Below are 25,064 nucleotides of genomic sequence, written 5' to 3' on the forward strand. Positions count from 1 at the left end.
CGGGCACCGAAATGGGGCCGGCCGCGGCGATTTCAAGACCCTGCCGCCGACAATGTCTTGCCGCCAGGGCGCCCGCCAGCCAATTCGGGGCGCGGGCCGCCACCGTCAGGCCGCGCCGAGCCCGCCGCGCTCGCCTTCCGCCGCGCGGCGCGGCACCGAGTCGAGATAGCGCGCGAGAAACGTGGCCAGCGCCGGATCGCCGCAATTCGCGATGTTGAAGCGCGTCCAGGTGGACGGCGACTGCTGCGGCGAGAACAGGCTGCCCGGCGTGAGCAGGAAGCCGGCCTCGTGCGCGGCGGCGGCCAGCGCGTCGGCGTCGGCGCCGGTGTCGGCCCACAGGAACATGCCGGCCGCCGGCGTCGTGAACAGGCGCATGCCGACGCGCTCGAGCATCCTCGCGGTCTTGTCGCGCACGCCGTCGAGCCGCCCGCGCAGCCGCTCGACGTGGCGCCGGTAATGGCCGTCGGTCAGCACCTTGTACAGCACGCGCTCGTTGAGCTCGGGCGTGGCCATGCCGGCCAGCATCTTCTGGTCGGTCAGCGCGTCCGCGATCTCGCGCGAGCAGGCGATGTAGCCGACCCGCAGGTTCGCCGCGAGCGTCTTCGAGAAGCTGCCGAGCAGGATCACGCGCTTGAGCTGGTCGAGGCTCGCGAGCCGCGTGGCCGGATAGCGGGCCGGGCAGAGATCGCCGTAGATGTCGTCCTCGACCACCAGGAAGTCGTGAGCCTCGGCAAGCCGCAGGATGCGGAACGCCTGCGCCGCCGACAGCGAGGTGCCGGTGGGATTCTGCAACACCGAGTTGATCACCAGCATCTTCGGCCGCCATTGCTGGACCAGCGCCTCGAGCGCGTCGAGATCGGGGCCGTCGGGCGTGTACGGCATGCCGACCAGCCGCGCGCCCTGCGACGCGAATCGCCCGAACATCTGGAACCAGGCCGGATCGCCGACGATCACGGCGTCGCCCGGGCGCACGTAGAGCCGCGCGATCAGGTCGATCGCGTGCGTGACGCCGGACACCAGCACGACCTGCTCCGGCGTCGCGCCGACCTCGAATTCGGCGAGCCGCGTCTGCAGCTGCTGGCGCAGCGGCAGGAAGCCCTGCGCGCTGCCGAGCCCGAGCATCTGCGCGCCGGTCTGGCGGCCGAGCGCGCGCAGCGCGCTGGTGATCAGTTCGCCGTCGAGCCAGCGCGCCGGCAGATAGCCGAGCCCCGGCCCCTTTTCCGGGCTGACCGTGTGCAGCATGTTGCGCAGCAGCCAGACCACGTCGATCGGATTGTCGACCGGCACGGGCGGCGCTCCGCCAGCGCGCCGCGCGGCCTCGCCCGGCAGCGCGGCGGGCGTGCGCTCGCGCACGTAGAAGCCGGAGCCGCGCCGCGAGTCGAGATAGCCCTGCGCGACGAGCCGCTCGTAGGCCTCGACCACCGTGAAACGCGACACGTTCTTGTCCACCGCGAGCTTGCGGATCGACGGCATCCGCATGCCGGGCCGGAACACGCGCTCGTCGATGCGCCGCCGCGCCCACTGCACGAGCTGGTCGACCAGCGTCAGCGTGGCCATGTCGTGCGGCGCGGGAATCTGGTCGAGCGGAACGGTGGACATCTCGGCCCCTTGAAAACTGTACAGAAAAGTATCGCGCCGATTGTACCGTTACTGTTCCGGTCGGCGCGATTACAGTTTTCAGGCGCCACGGTGCGTGCGTGATGGTCGTCATCACGTGCCGCGCATGGCCGCCCGGACGGATGCCCGCTACCCTCGCACGATCCGTCCGCCCTTCGTGCGGTGTCCCGCGGACCGATCCGTCCCGGCCCCGCCGACACGGCCCGCCAGGCGTCCGGCGGCGCGGCCGTCTCCGTCAGCCCGTGCCTGTCGTGCCCCCGACCGGGGACGGCAGCCACCGCAAACGGCCGCCGCCTGTTTTCACCGCACCGATTTCGTTGTTCGACCCAAGATGACCGCACCTGCGCTGAAACTGGACCATCTCGTCGTCGCCGCGCGCACGCTCGACGAAGGCACCGCCCATGTCGTCGACACGCTCGGCATCGAGCCGGCCGGCGGCGGCGCGCATCCGCTGATGCGCACCCACAACCGGCTGTTCGGCCTGTGGGGCGGCGCCTATCTCGAAGTGATCGCGATCGATCCCGACGCGAGCGCGCCGGCCGGCACGACGCCGCGCCCGCGCCTGTTCGCGCTCGACGCGCCGGCGATGCGCGCGCGCCTCGACCGCGGGCCGGCGCTGATCCACTGGGTGGCGCGCGTCGAGCCGCCGAGGCAGCTCGCGCGATGGCAGCGCCAGTACCCGGCGCTGATCGCGCCCGTCGCGCGGATGCGGCGCGGCGACTGGCACTGGAGCCTGACGGTACCGGCCGACGGTTCGCTGCCGGGCGCGGCGGGCGTGGCCGGCCACGGCGTCGTGCCGTCGCTGATCCAGTGGGACACCGCGCGCCATCCGTCCGACGCGCTGCCGCACGGCGACGTCGCGCTGCGCTCGCTGGCGGCGACCCATCCCCGAGCGGACGCGCTCGCCGCGCCGCTGGAGCGGCTCGGCGTCGGCCACCTGATCTCGCTCGCGAGCGCCGCAGCCGGCGAGGGCGAGGACGGCGACGACGACGCGGGCGCCGCGCTGGTCGCCACCTTCGACACGCCGCGCGGCCCGCGCACGCTGCGCTGAACGGCGCGCACGCGCCGCCGACCGGCCCGATTCCGATACCAACCACACCAACCACATCAACCACATCAACCACATCAACCAGATCAACCAGATCCAGGAGCCCCAACCACATGTCCGATTCGCGCGAAACCCGAGGCATGCTGCTCGGCCTGCTCGGCGTGATGATCTTCAGCCTCACGCTGCCGATGACGCGCGTCGTCGTCGCCGAATTCCACCCGCTGCTCAACGGCCTCGGCCGCGCGCTGGTGGCCGCGGTGCCGGCCGCGCTGCTGCTCTGGTGGCGCCGCGAGCGCTGGCCGACGCGCGCCCAGCTGAAAAGCCTGGCGGTGGTCTCGGCCGGCGTGATCGTCGCCTATCCGGTGTTCTCGGCCTGGTCGATGAAGACGGTGCCGGCCGCGCACGGCGCCGTCGTCAACGGCCTGCAGCCGCTGCTGGTGGCGCTCTACGCGGCCTGGCTGTCGGGCGAGCGGCCCTCGCGCGGCTTCTGGGCGAGCGCGCTCGCCGGCAGCGCGCTGGTGATCGTCTACGCGCTGCGCGACGGCGGCGGCACCGCGCGCGCGGGCGACCTGCTGATGCTGGTGGCGGTCGGCATCGGCGCGCTCGGCTATGCCGAAGGCGCACGCCTGGCCAGGCAGATCGGCGGCTGGCAGGTGATCTGCTGGGCGCTGGTGGTGTCGGCGCCGTTTCTGGTGCTGCCGGTGGGCTGGCTCGGCTGGCAGCATCACCTCACGCACCCCGGCCCGGTGCGCCCCGCCGTCTGGCTCGCGTTCGGCTACGTCACGCTGTTCTCGCAGCTGCTCGGCTTCTTCGCCTGGTACGCGGGCCTCGCGATGGGCGGCACCGCGCGGGTCGGCCAGGTGCAGTTGCTGCAGATCTTCTTCACGATCGCGTTCTCCGCGCTGCTGTTCGGGGAATCGGTCGCGCCGTCGACCTGGCTGTTCGCGGCCGCCGTGATCGCCACCGTCGTGCTGGGCCGCCGCGCCAGCGTGCGCACCTTGCCCCTGCCCGCCCGCGCGGGCTGACCCCGAGCGTGATAACCGACGCTGGTTTCGACATTGATTTCGACGAGTGTTTCGCCTGACTGACCGACCAAGGAAACGAGATGAACCCGAGCGACCTGCCCCAACCGAACTGGCGCCTGTCCGAGCGCGCCCGCAAGCTGACCAGCTCCGCGATCCGCGAGATCCTGAAAGTCACCGAGCGCCCGGAAGTCATTTCGTTCGCGGGCGGCCTGCCCTCGCCGGCCACCTTCCCGGCCGAGCGCATGCGCGAGGCCGCCGCGCGCGTGCTGCGCGACGCGCCGGCCGCGGCGCTCCAGTACAGCGCGACGGAAGGCTTCCTGCCGCTGCGCGAATGGATCGCCGAGCGCTACCGCGTGCGCCTCACGCAGGTGCTGATCACCACCGGCTCGCAGCAGGCGCTCGACCTGCTCGGCAAGGTGCTGATCGATCCGGGCAGCCGCGTGCTGGTGGAGACGCCCACCTACCTCGGCGCGCTGCAGTCGTTCTCGCTCTACGAGCCGGCCTACGTGCAGGTGCCCAGCGACGAGGCCGGGCTCGTGCCCGAAGCGCTCGTGCCAGCGCTCACGCGCGACGCGCGCCTGCTCTACGCGCAGCCGAACTTCCAGAACCCGACCGGGCGCCGCATGCCGGTGGCGCGCCGCGAGGCGCTCGCCGCGTTCGCGCGCGAGAGCGCGTTCCCGGTGATCGAGGACGATCCCTACGGCGCGCTCAACTATCAGGGCGAGCCGCTGCCGACCCTGCTGTCGATGGCGCCCGACCACGTCGTGCATCTCGGCACGTTCTCGAAGGTGCTCGCGCCAGGCTTGCGGATCGGCTACGTGATCGCGCCCGAGGTGCTGCACTTCAAGCTCGTGCAGGCCAAGCAGGCCACCGACCTGCACACCCCGTCGCTGACGCAGCGGATCGCCCACGAAGTGATCCGCGACAACTTCCTCGATACGCACGTCCCGACCATCCGCGCGCTGTATGCCGCACAATGTGAGGCGATGCTCGGCTCGCTCGCGCGCCACATGCCCGAAGGCGTGACCTGGAACCGCCCCGAGGGCGGCATGTTCATCTGGGTGCGGCTGCCGAAGGGCATCGACAGCATGGCGCTGCTCGAGGCCGCGATCGCGCAGCACGTGGCGTTCGTGCCGGGCGCACCGTTCTTCGCCGACGACGCGCAGGCCAACACGCTGCGCCTGTCGTTCGTGACGGTGCCGCCCGAGCAGATCGAGCAGGGCGTCGCGCGCCTCGGCCAGTTGCTGCGCGAGCGCGTCTGACGCGACGCGCCGGGCCTGACCTGGTCCCGGCGCGCACCGATAGTTCACTACCACGAGGAAATACGACAGATGGCAAACGTCTACGACAAACTGAAGGCACTCGGCATCGAACTCCCCAGCGCGGGCGCACCGGCGGCGGCCTACGTGATGAGCGCGCAGAGCGGCAACACCGTCTACCTGTCCGGCCACATCGCCAAGAAGGACGGCAAGGTGTGGGTCGGCAAGCTCGGCGCGGACCTCTCCACCGACGACGGCAAGCTCGCCGCGCGCAACGTCGCGGTCGACCTGCTCGCCACGCTGCATGCGCACACCGGCGACCTGAACAAGGTCAAGCGCGTCGTCAAGCTGATGAGCCTCGTCAATTCGACGCTCGAGTTCACCGAGCAGCATCTCGTCACGAACGGTGCCTCCGAGCTGATCGCCGAGGTGTTCGGCGACGCCGGCAAGCATGCGCGCTCGGCGTTCGGCGTCGCGCAGATCCCGCTCGGCGCCTGCGTCGAGATCGAACTGATCGCGGAAATCGAATGACGCCCCGGCGCGTTCGCTTCAAGCAGGTCGACGTCTTCACGGCGGTGCCGATGCGCGGCAACCCGCTCGCGGTGATCTTCGACGCGGACGGCCTGTCCGATGCCGACATGCGGGCGATCGCGCACTGGGCGAACCTGTCGGAGACGACCTTCGTCTGCGAGCCGACCGATCCGGCCGCCGACTACCGCGTGCGGATCTTCACCACGGGCGGCGAGCTGCCGTTCGCGGGCCACCCGACGCTCGGCACCGCCCACGCGGTGCGCGAGGCGGGGCTCGCGCCGCGCACGCCCGGGCGCCTGATCCAGCAATGCGGCGCCGGGCTCGTCGAGCTGCGCGAGGCGGAGCACGGCCGGCGCGCGTTCGCGGCGCCGCCCGCGCGCGTCACGCCGCTGCCCGAGGCCGCGTGGCCGGCGCTGGCGGCCGCGCTGCGCAGCCCGGCGGTCCGCTTCGACGACGCGCCGCCGTGCGGCGTCGACAACGGCGCGCCGTGGCTGGTGGTGCGTCTCGCCACGGCCGCCGACTGCCTCGCGCTCGCCCCCGACGCGCAGGCGCTCGGCGCGCTCGTCGAATCGGTCGGCGCGCACGGACTGGCCGCCTACGCGCCGCACCCGGCCGGCGGCCCGGCCACCTTCGAGGTGCGCTGCCTGATGACGGGCGAGCAGTTCGGCCTCGGCGAGGATCCCGTCACCGGCAGCGCCAACGCCGCCATCGCCGGCCTGCTCGCCCGCGGCGGCCAGCCGACCGGGCGCGGCTACACGGTGCGCCAGGGCACCGCGATCGGCCGCGATGGCCGCGTGTCGGTCGAATACGACGACACCGGGAAAATCTGGATAGGCGGTGACGCCGTCACTGTGGTGGACGGCACGTTCCTGCTGCCCTGAGCCGCGCCGGGCGGGCATTTCGCGCCGCCCGGCCGCGCGCTCGCGGGACCGCTGCCCGCCCCCCTGCCGGTGCTTCGCGCGACACGCGCCGCCGGCGCCGGGCACCGGATGTTGCACGCCGCGCCTCGGTTTTTGCCCTCGCTATCTAATTCCCTTTTCAACCAGTAATATCGGGACTCATCGGTCGCCGTTGCAGCCGTCGGCGGCATGGTCGGATGATTCGTGGTACTGGCGTTCGGGCGTCGCCGCAGGCGCGCCGCGCCGGACCGCGCGTACCGGCCGGACCATTCACCCGGGCCGGGGCCGGCGCCGGGTTCAACCGGAAGATCGACCGCCTGTCGCGCGTCGCGCACGGGCGGCGAGTCGTTGAAGGAGTCGGATACCAAACCCAGCCCGCGAAGGTCGGGAGCGACACCACCGCGCGAGCGCGGCCGGGAGAGAGCCGGCCCCGCCGCGCCCAGGGCGGCGCGCAGGCGCGCCGCCGGTTCCACGCATGCCATCGCGAGCTGTCGTTGCCGTCGTGTCCAAACACGCATCCATGTCGATCAGCCGTTAGCCAGCCGATGAATTCTCCCCGTCACCTCGCCGCGCAGGCGCGACTGTCCCGTGGGCGCAAGACCCGCCGCCGCGCGCTGTTCGCGATCCCCGTGCTCGGCGTGATCGCGCTCGCGCTGCTGTGGGCGGTGATCGTCATGCGGCTGTCGGTCGAGAAGGACAGCGCCTATCGCGAGGCGGCCGCCTCCGCCGCGATCCTCTCCACCGCGCTCGAGCAGCACACCATCAAGGCGATCCACCAGGTCGACCAGATCACGCGCTTCGTCAAATACGAGTTCGAGAAGTCGCCCGACCACTTCAACCTCGCGAGCACGGTCGAGAAGGGCGTGGTGCCGAGCGACACGCTGATCCAGGTCTCGCTCGTCAACGCCGAGGGGCAGCTGCTCGCCAACACCAACGAACAGCACCCGAAGCCGCTCGACCTGTCGGACCGCGAGCACTTCCAGGTCCACGCGAGCCACAACGACGACGAGCTCTACATCAGCCGCCCGGTGCTCGGCCGCGTGTCGGGCCAGTGGACGCTGCAGATGACGCGCCGCCTCAACACCCCCGACGGCAGGTTCGCCGGCGTGGTGGTGGTGTCCGAGGATCCGAGCTACTTCACGAGCGACTTCTACAACAACGCCGCGATCGGCCGGGACGGCGTGATCGCGGTGGTGTCCGACACCGGCGCGGTGCTGGCCCGCCGCACCGGCTCGTCGGCCAACGCGGCGGGCGCGTTCTCGGCGAGCGGCGTCTACCCGATCGCCGAACGCGTCTCGGGCACCTATGCGGACCCGATCGACGGCACCCAGCGCATCGTCTCGTACCGGCACCTCGACGGCTATCCGCTCGGCGTGCTGGTGGGCCTCTCGCAGGCCGAGGAAATGGCCGACTACAACCACACGCGCAACGTCTATCTGCTGATGACGAGCTTCATCACGCTCGCGATGCTGGCGTTCTTCGGCGTGGCCACCGGCCTGATCGGCAAGCTGCTCGGGCGCGAGCGTGAGATGACCCAGCTCGCCGAATACGACCTGCTGACCGGCCTGGCGAACCGCTACACCACGCTGCGCGCGCTGCGCAACGAGGTGGCGCAGCCGTCGAGCCTGAAGCGGCTCGCGATCCTGTTCATCGATCTCGACAACTTCAAGACCGTCAACGACACGCTCGGCCACAACGCCGGCGACATCGTGCTGCAGATGACGGCGGCCCGCCTGTCCGACGCCGTGGCCGACCAGGGCACGCTCGCGCGGATCGGCGGCGACGAGTTCGTGGTGGTGGTCAAGGGCGACGGCGCCGAGGCGCGCGCGGTGCGGCTCGCCGAATCGGTGATCCGCATGTTCGGCAAGCCGTTCGACGTGCGCGGCAGCACCTTCGTGCTGCATGCGAGCATCGGCATCGCGCTGCATTCGGTGGCCAACGAGAGCGAGATCGACCTGCTCAAGAAGGCCGATCTGGCGATGTACAGCGCCAAGGATGCCGGCAAGAACTGCTACCAGTTCTACGCGCCGCACCTCTCGCATCGCGCCGACCACCTGATGCGCTGGGAACAGCAGCTGCGCGTGGCGCTGGCCGAGGGGCAGCTGTTCCTTGCCTACCAACCGAAGATCGACCTGGCGCGGCGCTGCATCACCGGCTTCGAGGCGCTGGTGCGCTGGGACCATCCCGAGCACGGCGTGATCGCCGCCAACGAGTTCATCTCGATCGCCGAATCGACCGGGCTGATCGTGCCGATCGGCGACTACGTGGTGCGCACCGCTTGCCGGCAGCTCGCGCGCTGGCGCGAGGAAGGCCACGACACGCTGACGCTGGCCGTCAACATCTCGCCCGTGCAGTTCTGGCGCGGCGACCTGATCGAGACGATCTCGGACGCGCTCGACGAAACGCGCATCAACGCGAGCCGGCTCGAGATCGAGATCACCGAGACCGCGATGATGGAGTACCCCGACCTCGTCTCGGACAAGATCGTCGCGCTGAAGAAGCTCGGCATCCGCATCGCGCTCGACGATTTCGGCACCGGCTATTCTTCGCTGTCCTACCTGCACCGCTTCGCCGTCGATACGCTGAAGGTGGACCGTTCGTTCGTGCAGGCGATCCCGGCCGACCGCAGCGTCTGCGTGATGGTGTCGTCGATCGTCCATCTCGCGCGCGCGCTCGGGCTGACGGTGGTGGTCGAGGGCACCGAGACCGACGAGCAGGTCGCGTGGCTCTCGGCGCTGGGACCGATCCAGGCGCAGGGCTTCCTGTTCTCGCGCCCGGTGCCGGCCGACGCGATTCCCGCCCTGCTCGCGCGCTTTGGCGTGTGCGGCGCGCGCGAGCCGCGCGATACGCCGCCGCGCGCGCTCGCCAACTTCACCGACGCGCCGGGCGACGGCCGCACGCAGTGAGCGACAGCGACAGCGGAGGCAGCCGCAGCGGCGGCCGCGCAATCGCCGCGATGAACACGGCAGCAGAAGCGATGCGACAGCGACAGCGGTAACGACAGCGGTAACGACAGCAGCAACGGCAACCGCGCCCGCCGTGCGAAACCCGCCCCGCACGGCCGCGCGTCACGGCGACGTGAACAAGCGCGGGCCGCCCGACCACCGGGCCGGCCCGTGGCCAAAAAGGCGGAATCGACGCCGCGCTGGCCGGCGCACGTCGCTGAGAGCGAACAACAACATGAATACGACAACCGATGGCGCCGTCGCGAGCGGCGAGCGGGAATCCCTGTGGTCGCTGTTCTGGATCGTCGCGGGCGTGTCCGCGGTGTCATGGGGCGGCCTCGCGATGATGGCGCAGCTCGAGCGCCATTACGTCGAGCGCACCGGGCGGCTCGACCCCGCCGCCTACGCCGATCTCGTCGCGCTCGCCTGGATCGTGCCCGGCCCGGTCGGCTGCAACGTCGCGATCCAGCTCGGGCAGGCGCTGCGCGGGCGTGCCGGCGCCTGGCTCGCCGGCATCGCGAGCGTGCTGCCGTTCTTCGTGCCGATGACGCTGTTCGCGATCTTCTATCGCGCGCCCGCGGTGCGCTCGCTCGCGGCGCCGATGCTGCTGCACGCGTTCGGCATGGTGCTCGCCGCGCTGATCGGCGTGACCTGGCGGCGCCAGATCCGCACGCTCGCGACCGGGCCGGCCGAGCGGCTGGTGGCGGCCGTGGCGACCGTGCTGCTGATGACGGCGCACCGGCCGGGCGCGTTCGTCGCGATCCTCGCGGGCGCGTTCGCCTGGGGCTGGTTCAGCAGCACGGCGCGCGGCGCGGTGCCAAGGCTGCGACCGGCCGGTGCCGAGCGCCCGGTCCTGCTGGCGCTGGCACTGCTGGTGGTGCTGTTCGCGCTGCCGCTGCCGGACGTCGTCGAGGCGAAACTGTTGTGGATGCGGCTCGCCGGCGCCGGCATGACGCTGTTCGGCGGCGGCTTCTCGGCGCTGCCGGTGCTGAAGGCGCTGTTCGTCACGCCGGCCACCGGCCTGTCCGACAGCGATTTCACGCTGGCCTTCGCGCTCTCGCCGGTCTCGCCCGGGCCGCTGTTGAACGTCGTACCGTTCCTCGGCTACCTGATGGACGGCTGGCGCGGCGCGCTGCTCGGCACGGCCGCGCTGTTCATCCCGTCGGGCTGCCTGGTGGTGCTGGCGCAGCGGCACCTGCACCGGCTGCGCCGCAACCCGCGCTTCGAGCACGGCATGCGGATGCTGCGCGCGGCCACCACCGGATTTCTCGCGATCGCGGTGGTGCGAATCCTGATCGGCATGCCGGCCGTGCCCGGCTATTGGGCGATCGGCGCGCTGGCCTGCCTCGCGTTCGCGCGCTTCGGCGTGCCGGTCTACGCCGTGTACGGGACCGTGGCGGCCGGCTGCTGGGGATGGCTGCTGTTCGCGGCGCACTGAGCGGCGCGCCCCGGGGCGCGATCGGGCCGCGTGATCGGGCCGTGCATCGCGCGCCGCCGTTCCGGCAACGCGCGATGCGGGGAAAACGGATGGAGGAGCGCGGGAAAGTGGCGACGGCGCGATGCGGTGCCGGTGGCAACCGGCCGGGCCGGCGTCGTGCCCGACCGGCAGCGCGTGCCGTGCGCGCGTCAGAAGCCGCGCGAGAGGATCGCGAAGGCGATCGTCACGACGCCGAGCACAAGGTTCACCATCACCAGCGTGCGCATCGCCGAGACCGCGCGCGCGCCATCCGGCCAGTTCTGCGCCTGCACGGCGCGACGGATGCGCGGGAAGATCGCGAAGCGGATATGGCCGAAGATCAGCATCATCAGCACGCCGATGCCGGCCATCGCGTGCAGCGGCCAGGTCGCGTGCGCGCCGCCGAACGCCGTCAGCAGATAGCCGCCCGTGAGCAGCGTGACGATCACGGCACCCGCCACCCAGTTGAAGAAGCGGCCGAACACGGCTTCCACGAGCGGCAGCCGCAGCTGCGGCGAGAGATCCGACAGCGCGGGGCGCAGGCAGAAATGCGCGAACACCATTCCGCCCACCCACACCGCGACGGCGAGAAGGTGGAGAAACAGCGCAACGGCGATGGCGTGGGACATGAGCAATCCTGTGGGGGGTCGTTATTGGATGAAACGGGGTGAAAACCCGGCGGCATCGCCGCGAACGGCGACGCGACGGCCGCGGCATGACCGGGTTCGACCGCCGCGCGCCCGGTCGGTTCGGCCGGGCGCGCGATTTCGGGTGAAATCGCCCGAAATCGCGGCGCGCGGCACGCGCCGGCCGTCATGTACGAAGACGCGTGCCCGCTCGCCAAGCCTTCATGAAAAAGCCCCGGGAGCGCCCGTAAGGGGGCGCCACCGGGGCCACGGATGCCACCGCGGCCGGCACCCGCGGCCCGCGTCAGTCGAGGATCGGCCGCAGGCCGGTCGGCTTCAGCTTCACGTCGGGCGCACGGCCCTTGCGCGCGCGCTTGCCGACACACGGCGCGAGCGCCGCGCCGGCCAGCGTGAGCTCCTGCGCCTTGCCGCCCCGGCCGGTGCCGAGCAGCACGACGCCGCGGCCGTCGATCGCGAGCGCCTGCGCGAGCGTCTCCTTGTCTTCGAGCGCCATCAGGATCACGCCGCGCCCGCCCGCCGAGAGCGTCTTCATCTCGTCGAGGCCGAACACCAGCAGGCGCCCCTGCCCGGACAGGCAGGCCACCTGCGTGGCGAGCGGCATCACCGGCATCGGCGCGAGCGGCTCGGCGCCCTCGTCGATCGTCATGAACGCCTTGCCGGCCTTCACGCGGCTCACCATGTCGCCGAGCTTCGCGATGAAGCCGAAGCCGTTGCTCGACGCCAGCAGCAGTTGCTGCTCGGCGCTGGCCGCGAAATAGTGCATCAGGTGCGAGCCCGATTCGAGTTCGATCAGCGAGGTGACGGGCACGCCGTCGCCGCGCCCGCCCGGCAGCACCTGCACCGGTACCGAATGCACGCGGCCCTTGCTGGCCCACGCGATCAGCACGTCCGGCGTGCGGCACTGGAACGCCGCGTAGAGCCCGTCGCCGGCCTTGAACGTGAAGCTCGCCGGATCGAGCCCGTGGCCCTTCAGCGCGCGCACCCAGCCCTTCTGCGAGACCACCACCGTGACCGGCTCGTCCACCACCTTCGCCTCGAACGTCGCGCGCTTCTCCTGCTGGATCAGCGTGCGGCGGTCGTCGCCGAACTGCTTCGCGTCGCCCTCGATCTCCTTGATCATCAGGCGCTTCATCGCGCTTTCGTTGGCGAGCAGGTCCTCGAGCTTCGCCTTCTCGGCGCGCAGCTCCTCCAGTTCCTTCTCGATCTTGATCTTCTCGAGCCGCGCGAGCTGGCGCAGCCGGATTTCGAGGATGTCGTCGGCCTGGCGCTCGGTCAGCCCGAACGCCGACATCAGCGCGGCCTTCGGCTCGTCCGACTCGCGGATGATGCGGATCACCTCGTCGATGTTGAGGAAGACGATCATCCGCCCTTCGAGGATGTGGATCCGGTCGTCGACCTTGCTCAAGCGATGGCGGCAGCGCCGCGTCAGCGTGAGCTGGCGGAACCGCACCCACTCGCCGAGGATCGTGCCGAGCCCCTTCTGCGCGGGCCGGCCGTCGTTGCCGATCATCACGAGGTTGAGCGGCGCGTTCGATTCGAGGCTGGTGTGCGCGAGCAGCGACTGCACGAACTCGGCCTGGTCGAGGCTGCGCGACTTCGGCTCGAACACGAGCCGCACCGGCGCGTCCTTGCCCGACTCGTCGCGCACCGCGTCGAGCAGGTCGAGCATCGTCTTGCGCGTGTTGACCTGTTCCGGCGAGAGCGTCTTCTTGCCAGCCTTGATCTTCGGGTTGGTCAGTTCCTCGATCTCCTCGAGCACCTTCTGGCCCGAGGTGTTCGGTGGCAGCTCGGTGACCACCAGCTGCCACTGGCCGCGCGCGAGATCCTCGATCTTCCAGCGCGCGCGCACCTTCAGGCTGCCGCGGCCGATCTCGTAGGCGGCCGCGATGTCGGCGTCGCTCGAGATGATCTGGCCGCCGCCCGGGAAGTCCGGCCCCGGCACGATCTGCATCAGCTCGGCGTGCGTGAGCTTCGGATTGCGGATCAGCGCGACCGCGGCCGTCGCGATCTCGCGCAGGTTGTGCGACGGGATCTCGGTGGCGAGACCGACCGCGATGCCCGAGGCGCCGTTGAGCAGCGCGAACGGCAGGCGCGCCGGCAGCAGCTTCGGCTCCTCGAACGAGCCGTCGTAGTTCGGCATGAAGTCGACCGTGCCCTGGTCGATCTCGTCGAGCAGCAGCTTCGCGATCGGCGTGAGGCGCGCCTCGGTGTAACGCATCGCGGCCGCGCCGTCGCCGTCGCGCGAGCCGAAGTTGCCCTGGCCGTCGATCAGCGGATAGCGCATCGAGAAATCCTGCGCGAGCCGCACCAGCGCGTCATAGGCGGACTGGTCGCCGTGCGGGTGGTACTTGCCGAGCACGTCGCCGACCACGCGCGCCGATTTCACGGGCTTGGCGTTGTCGCCGAGGCCCATCTCGTTCATCGCGTAGAGGATCCGGCGCTGCACCGGCTTCTGGCCGTCGCAGACGTCCGGCAGCGCGCGGCCCTTGACCACGCTGACCGCGTAGCCGAGGTAGGCGCTCTCGGCGTAATGGCCGAGCGTCAGCACCTCGCCGCCGTCGGGCGGCGGGGGCGGCGGCGGATCGAAAAAGTCGGGAGTGTTGTCGTCCATCGGGTATCGCTTCCGTATGCTTCTCGTATCGGTTCGAGGCGGCAGGCGCTCATCTCGGGCGGGCGTGCCGCCGCTCAGATGTCGGCTTCGACCTCGTTGCCCTTTTCTTCCAGCCAGCTGCGGCGCGCGGCGGCTTCGCCCTTGCCCATCAGCATCGTCATGCGCGAGACCGTCGCGTCGTAGTCGAGCTGGCCGAGCGCGACCGGCATCAGGCGCCGCGTGTCGGGATTCATGGTGGTGTCCCACAGCTGCTCGGCGCTCATTTCGCCGAGGCCCTTGAAGCGGCTGATGGTCCACTGCGTGTCGCGCACGCCGTCCTTGCGCAGCTTGTCGAGGATCGCCTCAAGTTCGCCGTCGTCGAGCGCGTAGAGCTTCTGCGCCGGCTTCTTGCCGCGCGCCGGCGCATCGACGCGGAACAGCGGCGGGCGCGCCACGAACACGTTGCCACGCTCGATCAGCTGCGGGAAATGCTTGAAGAACAGCGTGAGCAGCAGCACCTGGATGTGCGCGCCATCCACGTCCGCGTCCGACAGGATGCAGATCTTGCCGTAGCGCAGGTTCGAGAGATCGACGGTGTCGTCGGGGCCGTGCGGATCGACGCCGATCGCCACCGAGATGTCGTGGACCTCGTTGTTCGCGAACAGGCGGTCGCGCTCGGTCTCCCAGGTGTTGAGCACCTTGCCGCGCAGCGGCAGGATCGCCTGGTATTCCTTGTCGCGGCCCATCTTCGCCGAGCCGCCCGCCGAATCGCCCTCGACCAGGAACAGCTCGTTGCGCGCGATGTCCTGCGTCTCGCAGTCGGTCAGCTTGCCCGGCAGCACCGCGACGCCCGAGCTCTTGCGCTTCTCCACCTTCTGGCCGGCGCGCGTGCGCGCCTGGGCCTGCTTGATCACCAGTTCGGCCAGCTTCTTGCCGTGCTCGACGTGCTGGTTCAGCCACAGTTCGAGCGCCGGACGCGCGAACGACGAGACCAGCTTCACCGCGTCGCGGCTGTTGAGCCGCTCCTTGATCTGCCCCTGGAACTGCGGGTCCAGCACCTTCGCCGACAGCACGAACGACACGCGCGCGAACACGTCCTCGGCCAGCAGCTTGACGCCCTTCGGCTGCAGGTTGTGCAGCTCGACGAAGCTCTTGACCGCCTGATAGAGCCCGTCGCGCAGGCCCGACTCGTGGGTGCCGCCGGCCGGCGTCGGGATCAGGTTCACGTAGGATTCGCGCGTGAGCGAGCCTTCCTCGCTCCAGGCCACCACCCACGAGGCGCCCTCGCCGTCGGCGAAGCTGTCGTCGCCCGACTTCGCATCGGCGAAGCGCTCGCCCTCGAACAGCGGGATCAACAGCTCGCTGCCGTTCATCTCGTCGAGCAGGTAGCCGCGCAGGCCGTCCTCGTACTTCCAGCTCTGCCGTTCGCCCGACTTCTCGTTGACCAGCACCACCTCGACGCCCGGCAGCAGCACCGCCTTCGAGCGCAGCAGCCGCTGCAGCTCGCCGAGCGGCAGGTTCGGCGAATCGAAATACTTGCCGTCGGGCCAGACGCGCACGCGCGTGCCCGACTTCTTCTCGCCGCGGCCGGCCGCCTGCGTGACGAGCGGCTTGACCACGTCGCCGTGCGCGAAGCCGAGCTCGGCGCACTTGCCCTCGCGCCAGACCGTGACGTCGAGCCGCGTGGCGAGCGCATTCGTGACCGACACGCCCACCCCGTGCAGGCCGCCCGAGAACGTGTAGGCGCCGCCCGCGGCCTTGTCGAACTTGCCGCCCGCGTGCAGCCGCGTGAACACGATCTCGACCACCGGCACGCCTTCGTCCGGATGCAGGCCGAACGGGATGCCGCGGCCGTCGTCCTCGACCGAGACCGACTGGTCCGCGTGCAGGGTGACCGTGATCTGCTTGCCGTGACCGCCGAGCGCCTCGTCCGAGGCGTTGTCGATCACTTCCTGAATGATGTGCAGCGGGTTTTCGGTACGCGTGTACATACCGGGCCGCTGCTTGACGGGCTCGAGGCCCTTCAGCACCTTGATCGATGCTTCGCTGTAGGCCGCTGCGGGCTTTTTCGTGGACATAGGCGCCAGTTTCGTCAATCGTCCGGGTGCTTGCCGGCCGCCGGGGCCGACAAGCGCGCGGACAAAACGTTGAATTCGATAAACGAGCCGATCGAAACAATGCGGTTACGCGACTGCTCCGAAAGCGGGCGGCACGCCGGCGCCGCGAGAGGCGCCGGGGGCCGGAACGCGGCGTATTTTACTGGTTCCTTGCGTGAGCGCTCATGACGGCTTGCGCTTGGCCTCGAGTTCTTCCCAGCGCTCCAGCGCCGCAAGCAACGCGTCGTCGAGCGCCGCGAACCGTTCCGTCAGCCGCGTGCCCTCCTTCGCGTCGCGCGCGAAGATCGAGCCGTCCTCGAGTTTTTCGTTGATCGCCTTCTGCTCGGCTTCGAGCGCCGCGATCTTTTCCGGCAGCGCGTCGAGCTCGCGCTGCTCGTTGAACGAGAGCTTGACCGTGCGCTGCGCGTTGCGCCCGCCGGCGGCTGCCGCACCGGCGCCGGCCGCGCTCGCCGCGCCCTTGCCCGCCTCGTCCTTCGCCGCCGGCTCGCGTCGGGCCGCGTCCTGCGTGAGTTCGTCGGCGCGCGTGCGCTGCACCTGCCAGTCCGAGAAGCCGCCCACGTACTCGCGCCAGCGGCCGTTGCCTTCCGAGGCGATCACCGAGGTGACCACGTTGTCGAGGAACGCGCGATCGTGGCTGACCAGCAGCACCGTGCCGTCGTAGTCGGCCAGCAGTTCTTCGAGCAGTTCGAGCGTCGGGATGTCGAGATCGTTGGTCGGTTCGTCGAGCACCAGCACGTTGGCCGGCCGCGCGAACAGGCGCGCCAGCAGCAGGCGGTTGCGTTCGCCGCCCGACAGCGAACGCACCGGCGAGCGCGCGCGCTCCGGCGCGAACAGGAAATCGCCGAGGTAGCTCATCACGTGCTTCTTCACGCCGCCGATCTCCACCCACTCGCTGCCCGGGCTGATCGTGTCGGCCAGGCTCCTGTCGAGGTCGAGCTGCGCGCGCATCTGGTCGAAGTAGGCCACCTGCAGGTTCGTGCCGGTGCGCACCTTGCCCTCGTCCGGCGTCAGTTCGCCGAGGATCAGCTTCAGCATGGTGGTCTTGCCGACGCCGTTCGGGCCGATCAGGCCGATCTTGTCGCCGCGCATCACCGTGGCCGTGAAGCGGTCGATGTAGGTGCGGCCGTCGTAGCGGATCGTCACGTCGGTCAGTTCCGCGACGATCTTGCCCGACTTCTCGCCCTGCGCCACGTCGAGCCGCACGTTGCCCTGCGTCGAGCGGCGCTCCGAGCGCTCCTCGCGCATCTGCACGAGCCGCGCGATGCGGCCCACGCTGCGCGTGCGGCGCGCCTCCACGCCCTTGCGGATCCAGACTTCTTCCTGCGCGAGCAGCTTGTCGAACTTCTCGTTTTCCACGCGCTCGACTTCGAGCTGCTGCGCCTTGCGCGTCTGGTAGCCCGAGAAGTTGCCCGGATAGGACAGCAGGCGGCCGCGGTCGAGTTCGACGATGCGCGTGGCGACGCGGTCGAGGAACGCGCGATCGTGGGTGATGAACAGCACGCTGGAGCGCTGCGAGATCAGCAGTTCTTCCAGCCAGCGGATGCCTTCGAAATCGAGGTGGTTGGTCGGCTCGTCGAGCAGCAGCACGTCCGGCTGCAGCACCAGCGCGCGGGCCAGCGCGACGCGCTTCTTCATCCCGCCCGAGAGCGCTTCCACCTGGTTCGCGCCGTCCAGGCCGATCTGCGCGAGCGTGGTGGCGACGCGGGTGCGCCAGTTCCAGGCGTCGGCCGTGTCGAGCGCCGACTGCAGCGTGTTCATGCGCGCCAGCAGCGCGTCGTGCTCGGCGCCTTCCGGCGTATCCGCGAGGCGGTGCGCGATCGTGTCGAACTCGTCGAGCAGCGCCTGCGTGTGCGCGAGGCCCGAGGCCACCGCGTCGAACACCGACTGCCCCGGCTCGAATTCGGGCTCCTGGGACACATAGACCGTCACCAGATCCTGCTGGCGCGTGACCAGGCCGTCGTCGGGGCGCGCGAGCTCCGCGACGATCTTCAGCAACGACGACTTGCCCGCGCCGTTGCGGCCGATCAGACCGACGCGCTCGCCGGCTTCGAGCGAGAAATCCGCGTGATCCAGCAACGCGACGTGACCGAACGCAAGCTGCGCGCCGGTAATGGAATAGAGCGACATGGGGAAGACGGCGAAGAGAAGGATTCGGAAACGCCCATTGTAACGGGCATCGGGCCGGGCGCCGTACCGGCCGGTCGGCCAGCGTGACGGAGGCGGGGAGGAAGCCGGTGAAAAGCGTGGAGGGTGGCGGGAAAATGCCTCGGTGCTCGAGTGCGGGGCCGCCCGGCGCCGGCCCGCGAGCGGGCGGACGGCGCGAGACGGGTGAAATGCGGGGCGAAATGCGGGCGAAATGCGGCGGCGGCTTACTTGACGTCGATGTGGATCGTCTGGCTCATGTCGGGGCCATAGGAGCGATGCGCGCCGTCACCGAACTGCAGCGTGAGCGTGTGCGGACCGGGCGGCAGCTTCAGGTCGGTTTCGGTCTGGCCTTTGCCGAAGTGCAGCGAGCGCTCCGTGGCGGGGATCACCTGATCCTTCGGCACCGGGCCGCCGTCGATCTCGAGGTGATGATGCCCCGTGTTCGGCGTCAGGTCGCCGGCCGGCTTGATCGCCATGCCGTCGACGCCGAACACGACGTGAACCGGGTTCGATACCGTGGCGCCGTCCTTCGGCGCGACGAAATACACGCGCGGCTGCGCGGCATGCGCAACGCCGGCGGACGCGGCAAGCGCGGTTGCGCAAAGCGTGGCGGCCATCCATCGTTTGCTGATCATCGTTCTCTCCTGTTTCCTGTTGCCCGGTGAGCCTGCTGTCAGGCGGGTCGGGCAGATCGGGGGGAAGGGGTGACGCGCGGCAAGCATACACCGTGAGGGACGGGGGCGGGGTTGAGCGAGTGTCGGGCGGTCGGGGGCGGTGTTTCGGGTATATTGCGCGGTTTGCTGGCTCGGGGCGCGCTTCGCGCTTGGGGTCGGCTGCAGTTGACGGTGGGTGATTGAACGGCGCCGTCGCGGTCCTTTTTCACGTTTTTCAAGTATTCAGTATGGTTGTCGGGATTACCGTCATGAGCGAAGTGGTCGAGTACAAGAGCTGGGTCTGCCTGATCTGCGGCTGGATCTATAACGAGGCGGAAGGGCTGCCCGATGACGGCATCCCGGCCGGCACGCGGTTCGCGGACCTGCCGGCCGACTGGCGCTGCCCGCTTTGCGATGTGGGCAAGGACGATTTTGTCGCCGTGGAGTTTTGAGCGGCCGGCCCCGAAGGCGGGTCGGGCTTGCTGCGGGACGCCGTGAGCGATCGTGAGTGGGGATCGAGTACGGCTTCCGGCTGCGGCGGTCTTTGCTATACTCTCCCCCGCTGAACGGCCGCCAGAGACACGCGTTGCATGGTGAGTCGGGCCGTTTTGGCGTGGTGAAGCGAGGCATTGGCACAAAGCGTTACGCCAGCTTCCATGCCAGCCGCGGCGCCTTGGCCTTGCCGCCGGCAAACGGCCCGCTTCGCGACTATCCACTCCCCGTAGTTCAATGGATAGAACAAGCGCCTCCTAAGCGCTAGATACAGGTTCGATTCCTGTCGGGGGGACCAGTCAGGTTCCCAAAGCCTCCCAAGATTGCCTAAAAAACCCCGCAGAGCCTTGCTGTGCGGGGTTTTTTGCTGTCGACCTACCTATTTATTACTAGCCAAGTTCGGTAGAGCACTTTCCGGTAGGTAGGCGAATGCCGTCAAATTCGATGCCCCGTGCAGTTGGCTTCTACATCACGCCCCGCACCGCTCACCCTGCTGTCAGCCTGCAAAACCAAGTTTCGCCGTCTGGCAGACGGCAAGCGGCTTTGTCCTCAATCAGGGCCAGGCAGGTCACGCGAGCCTCGAAGCGTTCGGTACGCGTCTGAAACTGGCCAAGACCAATCCCGTCTGGGAAGGCGTAACCGGAACAGTGAGGACGCAATCAGCCGCTCGCTGGAAAAAATGGAACAGCTCAAAATCAGAAAGCGACGCGTGCATCGGCCGTAAAGCGTCGAGAGGGTTTGCAGCCGCCGGAAGTGGTGTCATCGGCGCAATGCCGCCGATGGCACGATCAGCGCGATGCCCTGTTATCGCGACGCCGCAAACCGGCCAATGCTTCGATGAGTCGAGCAGGAAAGGAACGGCACGGACCCGCCCGTCGCCTCGTCGGCCGCCATCCCCCCGACGCCCTCGCCCACGGCTCCACCGATCACCTAGCCGCGCCGGTTTTTTTACTGCAAACTCCCGCCACGCCCGCTGCCTCGGGCATCTCGCATCGACCACCAGGCAAGCGAAGAAAGCCCGCGAACGCATCCCGAGCAACGAACGCTACCGTCACGCCGCCAATCACCACCACGAACCGCCGGATGGAACAAGCCGCCATGCAGGACCCGAAACAACTCCCACCCATCGACGAAGTGATCTTCGCCGATGATTTCCTGCGTGCGGACGAAAACGGTCTGCCCGCGGCTTCCCGAGGGAACCGCCAATTCCTGCGCGCCTTCTTCGGTACCGCCGCTGCGCGGCTGGGCTGGCGTGTGCGGGAAATCAGCCCACAATCGCAAGGCGGCGAAATCCCGCTGGCCGACATCATGGCGGCCCTGAACCTGCCGCGCAGCCCGGACGGCTGGGCCGCCGCATGCACAGCCGACCTGGGCCGGGCAGCCAACCACCTGCACCACCTCGCGCTGACACCGGCCAGCCTCGTGATCGGCTGGGGCATGCCGCCATCCGTGCTGCAGTACATCGACCGCCAGGGTGCGGCGTTCATCGACGTGGAAATCCACTCGATCCGCTTCACCCGCGACCTGCATCTGGCGATGCGCACCAACGACGCCGGCATCCGCCACGAACTCGAGCAGTTGCGCATCGACGACGAGCTATTCTGGGCCGCCGCGGCCGGCCTGCGCGGCCACTTCGCGCGGCGCGCGAAAACCTTCGTCGCGCGCCCCGATCTGAGCGTGGGCGTGTTCGTCGGGCAGATGGACATCGACCTGGCCTTGGTCCGCGACGGCCGCCTGATCGGGCCGGCCGACTTTATCGAACCCATCGCGCAATGGGCGCAGCAGGTCGATCTGCTGGCCATCTGCCCGCACCCCGCCCAGAAGGATACGAGCCTGCTGCACGCGCTGCTGGACCGAATCCCCAACGCCACGCTCATCAGCCGCAACACCTACAACCTGCTCTGCGCGGAGAATCTCGCGTTCGTCGGCGCGATCTCGTCGGGCGTGCTCAAGGAGGCGGCCTACCTCGGCTGCAACGACATCCGCCAGCTGGCCGTCGACGATCGCAATATCGCCAGCCTGCTGCCGGCCACCTGCTCGCCGTGGATTCCGGTCCGGCTCGAAGTTGCCAGCCGTGGCTCGCTGGACGCGCTCTCGAAAGCGCGGCAAGGCAGCCCGGTCCCGCCTGCACCGGCCGGTCGGCCCGCGGCGTTCCCCGACGACATGCTCAACACCATCTTTGGCTACCGCTGGGGCTTCGATCCGTCAGCGAACGGCCTGCCCGAGCTTCCCACGCTCGCGCCGGGCGCGTCGCTGAGCATCGCCGCCGATGCGCCCGGCGCGGCCAGCGCCGCGTTCGCGCACGGCTGGCACGCGCCCGAACCCTGGGGCGTCTGGAGTGCCGAGCCGCGCGCCTGCCTGGCCGTGCTGCTGGAAGACCTCGAACCGGGCGTCGGCTATGAACTGTCGCTCTATGGCCATCCGTGGGTGCCGGCCGGCGCCACGCCGCCCGCCATACGCCTCGTGGTCAACGGCCGCGAGTGCCAGCTCCGCTCCAGCCAGGAAAGCGGCATGGAATGGGCGCTTCAGCTCGACGCCGACACCCTCGGGCGCCGCCTGCTGCTCATTACCGCCGACGTGCGCGGGGCGCTGCGGCCATGCGACGTGGGCGGTGCCCCGAACGACACGCGCGCGTTCGGACTCGGGATGCGATACCTCACGCTGCAGAAGATCGCGCCCGCCGAAGCCGAACCTGAAGCCGAACCTGAACCTGAACCCAAACCAGAACCCAAACCAGAAGCCGTGTAGATCAGGGCCGCCGGCAACCGCCCGGCGATCGCCTCGTGCGTGGTCCCGTCAGCTCGGTAAAATCGTCCCCTGTCATCGCGCACTGCCGCGCTGCAGGATCAGCGTGACGGGCTGCGAATCGACGCAGTGCAACTGGTTTTCATACAGCTTCTCGTAATAGACCTGCACCGTCCCGCCATCGATCGACACGATATCGTCGCCGGGGCGGACGCCCGCCTTGTCGGCCGCCGAACCCAACACGACGGATCCGATCTTCTCCTTGCCCTCGAATACCCATGGAGTCAATCCGGTCGTCAGCTTGCGCCGCGGGTGCGCCGCGCATCCCGGCGAGGATTGCGCACGCGGCGTCAGCCGCGTCGCGCCGCACCGGTTGTCGACGGCGATGTCGAAAGTCTTCAGCCCCTGCAATCCGGGAGTGCCGTCGATGAGGGGGACATGCAGAACAACGCCCCGTCAGGGCACCTGCAGCGGATCGACACTGTGCGAAAGCCTGATGTCGTCAATCTGCCGATCGCCCGGCGAAATCGGTGCCTGCACAGGCGCATGGAGGTAACGCATCAGGCCGCGCGGCTTCCAGGCGACGATCGTCGTGGATTTCCGGTTCGTGCCGAATTGCGCCTTTCCGATTTCCGAACTTTCCAGAAACCAAACTCCCCGTCATCGAGCGTCAGGGCAAAATCGCCGATGCCTTTCCCGCCGTCGAACTGGACCGTGGCAATCGGCATCCTGATGTCATCCAGCGTTTCCTGCTTCAACTCGGTGGCACCCGATGCGGGCTCGCCGAGCCGGTCGGTCACGAGGATCTGGCAATGCGAAAAATCGGTCTTCACGACCCTGTCGCGAATCGTGTCCATTCTGTTGGTATGGACAGGCTACCCGGCGCGGCACTCCGGCCGTTGGCGATTTCATCGTGACGCGTGACCGGATAGAGGGTGTGGCCGACGCCACCCCGCAGGCCGCGCGGCGAGCGACCATATCGCGGAAGTACGTCACGCCGGCGGCGTCATCGGGCGGCCCGCCGGCCGGCCCCGCCCATATGGCGCAGCCAGCTATCCTTGTGCGGATAAATTGGTGGTGCCGAGGCGCCGCCTGCGCCCAGAATCGATGCGATCGACAACCGCCGGCCCGGCCGTGCGCCGAACGGCAGCCGGGCGCCGCTTCCCCCATCGACACGACGCCATGCCACTCCGTTCCTTCCGCGCCCGCCTCGCGCCAGCGCGAAGCCGCGCCTTCGCCCTGCTGACGCATCTCCTCACCGCCATCGCGCTCGCCACGGCCCTGCCACCCACCGCCGAAGCCGCACCGCACGGCACGCTCGTGTTCTGCAGCGAAGGCAGCCCGGCCGGCTTCGATCCGGGCCAGCACACCACCAGCACCGATTTCGACGCCAGCACGAACACCGTCTACAACGAACTCGTGCAGTTTCGCAACGGCACGCTCGATCTCGAGCCGGGGCTCGCGACGAGTTGGGAGAGTTCGGCGGACCAGCGCGTCTACACGTTCCACCTGCGCCGCGGCGTGAAATTCCAGACCACGGCGTGGTTCCACCCGACGCGCGACTTCAACGCCGACGACGTGCTGTTCACGTTCAACCGCATGCTCGATCCGCAGCTGCCGTTTCGCAAGGCCTACCCGACGAGTTTCCCGTATTTCAGCGACCTCGGCTTCGACCGCAACATCGCGCGCATCGAGAAGCTCGACGACAACACGGTGCGCTTCGACCTCAGGACGCCCGACGTGATCTTCGCGCGCAATCTCGCGATGAGCTTCGCGTCGATCCTGTCGGCCGAGTACGCCGCGCAGTTGAGCGCGCGCCACCGCGAGGCCGACATCAACCAGCTGCCGGTGGGCACCGGGCCCTTCGTGTTCCGCTCGTACCAGAAGGACGCGCTGATCCGCTACGACGCGAATCCCGATTACTGGCGGCCCCAGGACGTCGGGCTCGCGCATCTGGTGTTCGCGATCACGCCCGATCCGGGCGTGCGGATCCAGAAGCTCGCGAGCGGCGAATGCCAGGTCTCGGTGTTTCCGCGCCCGGCGGACCTCGAGGTCGTCAAGCGCAATCCCGCGCTGAAGCTCGTCTCGGGCGTCGGCTTCAACGTCGGCTTTCTCGCCTACAACACGCAGCATGCGCCGCTCGACCGCGTCGAGGTGCGCCGCGCGCTCGACATGGCGATCGACAAGCCGGCGATCATCGCGGCAGTGTTCGGGGGCAACGCGCGCGTCGCGACGAATCCGATGCCGCCGGCGCAATGGTCGTACAACCCGACGCTGAAGGATGCGCCGCACGACCCGGCCGCCGCACGCGCCCTGCTCGCGAAGGCGGGCCTCGCGAACGGCTTCGACCTCACGCTATGGGCCATGCCGGTGCAGCGTCCCTACAACCCGAACGCGCAGTTGATGGCGCAGATGATCCAGCAGGACTGGGCGAAGATCGGCGTGCGCGCGCGGATCGTCAGCTACGAATGGGGCGAATACAACCGCCGTGCCAAGCAGGGCGGCGAGCACGACGCGCTGCTCTACGGCTGGTCGGGCGACAACGGCGACCCCGACAACTGGCTCGGCGCGCTGCTCGGCTGCGACGCCGTCCACGGCGGCAACGTCTCGAAGTGGTGCGATCCGGCGTTCGACGCGCTGATCGCGAAGGCGCGCGCCGAGGCCGACGTGAAGGCGCGCACGGCGCTCTACGAGCAGGCGCAGGTGATCTTCAAGCAGCAGGTGCCGTTCACGCCGATCGCGCATTCGATCGTCTCGCTACCGGCCTCGAAGCGCGTCGAGGGGCTGGTGTTCTCGCCGCTCGGCAGCCACCGGTTCGACGGCGTCTCGCTGCACTAGCGCGGCCACGGCCATGCGGCGGCGCATGGCCGGCTCGTTCGGGACCGGCCGCCACGG

General features: G+C 69.4%; 18 protein-coding genes, 1 tRNA gene and 2 pseudogenes. 11 read left to right on the forward strand and 10 right to left on the reverse strand.

The window, feature by feature from the left end:
* Positions 1-105: 105 nt before the first annotated feature.
* Complete coding sequence (locus tag bpln_RS14085) at positions 106-1,599, reverse strand: aminotransferase-like domain-containing protein (RefSeq protein WP_055139101.1); 1,494 nt, start codon at positions 1,597-1,599, stop codon at positions 106-108.
* A 349-nt stretch (positions 1,600-1,948) separates the two neighbouring features.
* On the opposite strand from bpln_RS14085, the gene bpln_RS14090 reads away from it, so the two are divergent.
* The 7 genes from bpln_RS14090 (at position 1,949) to bpln_RS14120 (ending at position 10,762) form a co-directional block, all read left to right on the forward strand.
* Positions 1,949-2,668 carry a VOC family protein gene (locus bpln_RS14090; RefSeq protein WP_042625686.1) on the forward strand — a complete coding sequence of 240 codons (720 nt, stop codon included), beginning with the start codon at positions 1,949-1,951 and terminating at the stop codon, positions 2,666-2,668.
* A 110-nt stretch (positions 2,669-2,778) separates the two neighbouring features.
* The gene (locus tag bpln_RS14095) at positions 2,779-3,690 is read left to right on the forward strand and encodes a DMT family transporter (RefSeq protein ID WP_042625687.1); all 912 of its coding nucleotides are present in this window, start codon (positions 2,779-2,781) and stop codon (positions 3,688-3,690) included.
* A gap of 80 nt (positions 3,691-3,770) precedes the next feature.
* Positions 3,771-4,952, forward strand: coding sequence for an aminotransferase-like domain-containing protein (locus bpln_RS14100; RefSeq protein ID WP_055139102.1), 1,182 nt, complete (start codon positions 3,771-3,773; stop codon positions 4,950-4,952).
* 69 nt (positions 4,953-5,021) lie between these two features.
* Positions 5,022-5,480 carry a RidA family protein gene (locus bpln_RS14105; RefSeq protein WP_055139103.1) on the forward strand — a complete coding sequence of 153 codons (459 nt, stop codon included), beginning with the start codon at positions 5,022-5,024 and terminating at the stop codon, positions 5,478-5,480.
* Entirely contained in the window at positions 5,477-6,361 is an 885-nt protein-coding gene (locus tag bpln_RS14110) for a PhzF family phenazine biosynthesis protein (RefSeq protein WP_055139104.1), read from the forward strand. Before bpln_RS14105 ends, bpln_RS14110 begins: the two co-directional genes overlap by 4 nt.
* Positions 6,362-6,924: 563 nt before the next feature.
* Positions 6,925-9,285: a bifunctional diguanylate cyclase/phosphodiesterase gene (locus bpln_RS14115; RefSeq protein ID WP_055139105.1), complete on the forward strand. Its 2,361-nt coding sequence runs from the start codon at positions 6,925-6,927 to the stop codon at positions 9,283-9,285.
* Positions 9,286-9,559: 274 nt separating this feature from the next.
* Positions 9,560-10,762, forward strand: a complete 1,203-nt coding sequence (locus bpln_RS14120) for a chromate transporter (RefSeq protein WP_055139106.1) — start codon at positions 9,560-9,562, stop codon at positions 10,760-10,762.
* Between the two features lie 188 nt (positions 10,763-10,950).
* Here the strand turns inward: bpln_RS14120 and bpln_RS14125 are convergent, their stop codons facing one another.
* From bpln_RS14125 to bpln_RS14145, 7 genes and pseudogenes are all read right to left on the reverse strand, one after another.
* Entirely contained in the window at positions 10,951-11,409 is a 459-nt protein-coding gene (locus bpln_RS14125; protein ID WP_042625693.1) for a CopD family protein, read from the reverse strand.
* 301 nt (positions 11,410-11,710) lie between these two features.
* Positions 11,711-14,038 carry a DNA topoisomerase IV subunit A gene (parC, locus tag bpln_RS14130; RefSeq protein WP_055139107.1) on the reverse strand — a complete coding sequence of 776 codons (2,328 nt, stop codon included), beginning with the start codon at positions 14,036-14,038 and terminating at the stop codon, positions 11,711-11,713.
* A gap of 74 nt (positions 14,039-14,112) precedes the next feature.
* The gene (locus tag bpln_RS14135; protein WP_042625695.1) at positions 14,113-16,095 is read right to left on the reverse strand and encodes a DNA topoisomerase IV subunit B; all 1,983 of its coding nucleotides are present in this window, start codon (positions 16,093-16,095) and stop codon (positions 14,113-14,115) included.
* A gap of 201 nt (positions 16,096-16,296) precedes the next feature.
* Complete coding sequence (locus bpln_RS38410) at positions 16,297-16,869, reverse strand: ATP-binding cassette domain-containing protein (protein ID WP_420807362.1); 573 nt, start codon at positions 16,867-16,869, stop codon at positions 16,297-16,299.
* A gap of 33 nt (positions 16,870-16,902) precedes the next feature.
* Positions 16,903-17,217: pseudogene (locus bpln_RS38415) on the reverse strand (ATP-binding cassette domain-containing protein); the annotation flags it as partial.
* Between the two features lie 201 nt (positions 17,218-17,418).
* Positions 17,419-18,261 (reverse strand): annotated as a pseudogene (locus tag bpln_RS38420) (ABC-F family ATP-binding cassette domain-containing protein); the annotation flags it as partial.
* Between the two features lie 242 nt (positions 18,262-18,503).
* Positions 18,504-18,914 carry a DUF4399 domain-containing protein gene (locus bpln_RS14145; RefSeq protein ID WP_042625697.1) on the reverse strand — a complete coding sequence of 137 codons (411 nt, stop codon included), beginning with the start codon at positions 18,912-18,914 and terminating at the stop codon, positions 18,504-18,506.
* Positions 18,915-19,201: 287 nt separating this feature from the next.
* Here bpln_RS14145 and bpln_RS14150 point away from each other — a divergent pair, with 287 nt between their 5' ends.
* The 3 genes from bpln_RS14150 (at position 19,202) to bpln_RS14160 (ending at position 22,172) form a co-directional block, all read left to right on the forward strand.
* On the forward strand, positions 19,202-19,384 hold the full coding sequence (locus tag bpln_RS14150; protein WP_042625698.1) for a rubredoxin: 183 nt from the start codon (positions 19,202-19,204) through the stop codon (positions 19,382-19,384).
* Between the two features lie 263 nt (positions 19,385-19,647).
* A tRNA-Arg gene (locus bpln_RS14155) sits at positions 19,648-19,722 on the forward strand.
* 785 nt (positions 19,723-20,507) lie between these two features.
* The gene (locus tag bpln_RS14160; RefSeq protein WP_055139109.1) at positions 20,508-22,172 is read left to right on the forward strand and encodes a hypothetical protein; all 1,665 of its coding nucleotides are present in this window, start codon (positions 20,508-20,510) and stop codon (positions 22,170-22,172) included.
* Positions 22,173-22,244: 72 nt separating this feature from the next.
* Here the strand turns inward: bpln_RS14160 and bpln_RS14165 are convergent, their stop codons facing one another.
* Together bpln_RS14165 and bpln_RS14170 are read right to left on the reverse strand one after the other, a co-directional pair.
* Positions 22,245-22,580: a PDZ domain-containing protein gene (locus tag bpln_RS14165; protein WP_055139110.1), complete on the reverse strand. Its 336-nt coding sequence runs from the start codon at positions 22,578-22,580 to the stop codon at positions 22,245-22,247.
* Positions 22,581-22,729: 149 nt separating this feature from the next.
* A complete protein-coding gene (locus bpln_RS14170) occupies positions 22,730-23,026 on the reverse strand; it encodes a hypothetical protein (protein WP_055139111.1) in 297 nt (98 codons plus the stop codon).
* A 325-nt stretch (positions 23,027-23,351) separates the two neighbouring features.
* Between bpln_RS14170 and bpln_RS14175 the strand changes: the two genes are divergently transcribed.
* Positions 23,352-25,007 (forward strand): ABC transporter substrate-binding protein, encoded by a 1,656-nt coding sequence (locus tag bpln_RS14175; protein ID WP_055139112.1) that lies wholly within the window; start codon positions 23,352-23,354, stop codon positions 25,005-25,007.
* The last annotated feature ends 57 nt before the right edge of the window (positions 25,008-25,064 follow it).

Source organism: Burkholderia plantarii (assembly GCF_001411805.1).
Taxonomy (GTDB): domain Bacteria; phylum Pseudomonadota; class Gammaproteobacteria; order Burkholderiales; family Burkholderiaceae; genus Burkholderia; species Burkholderia plantarii.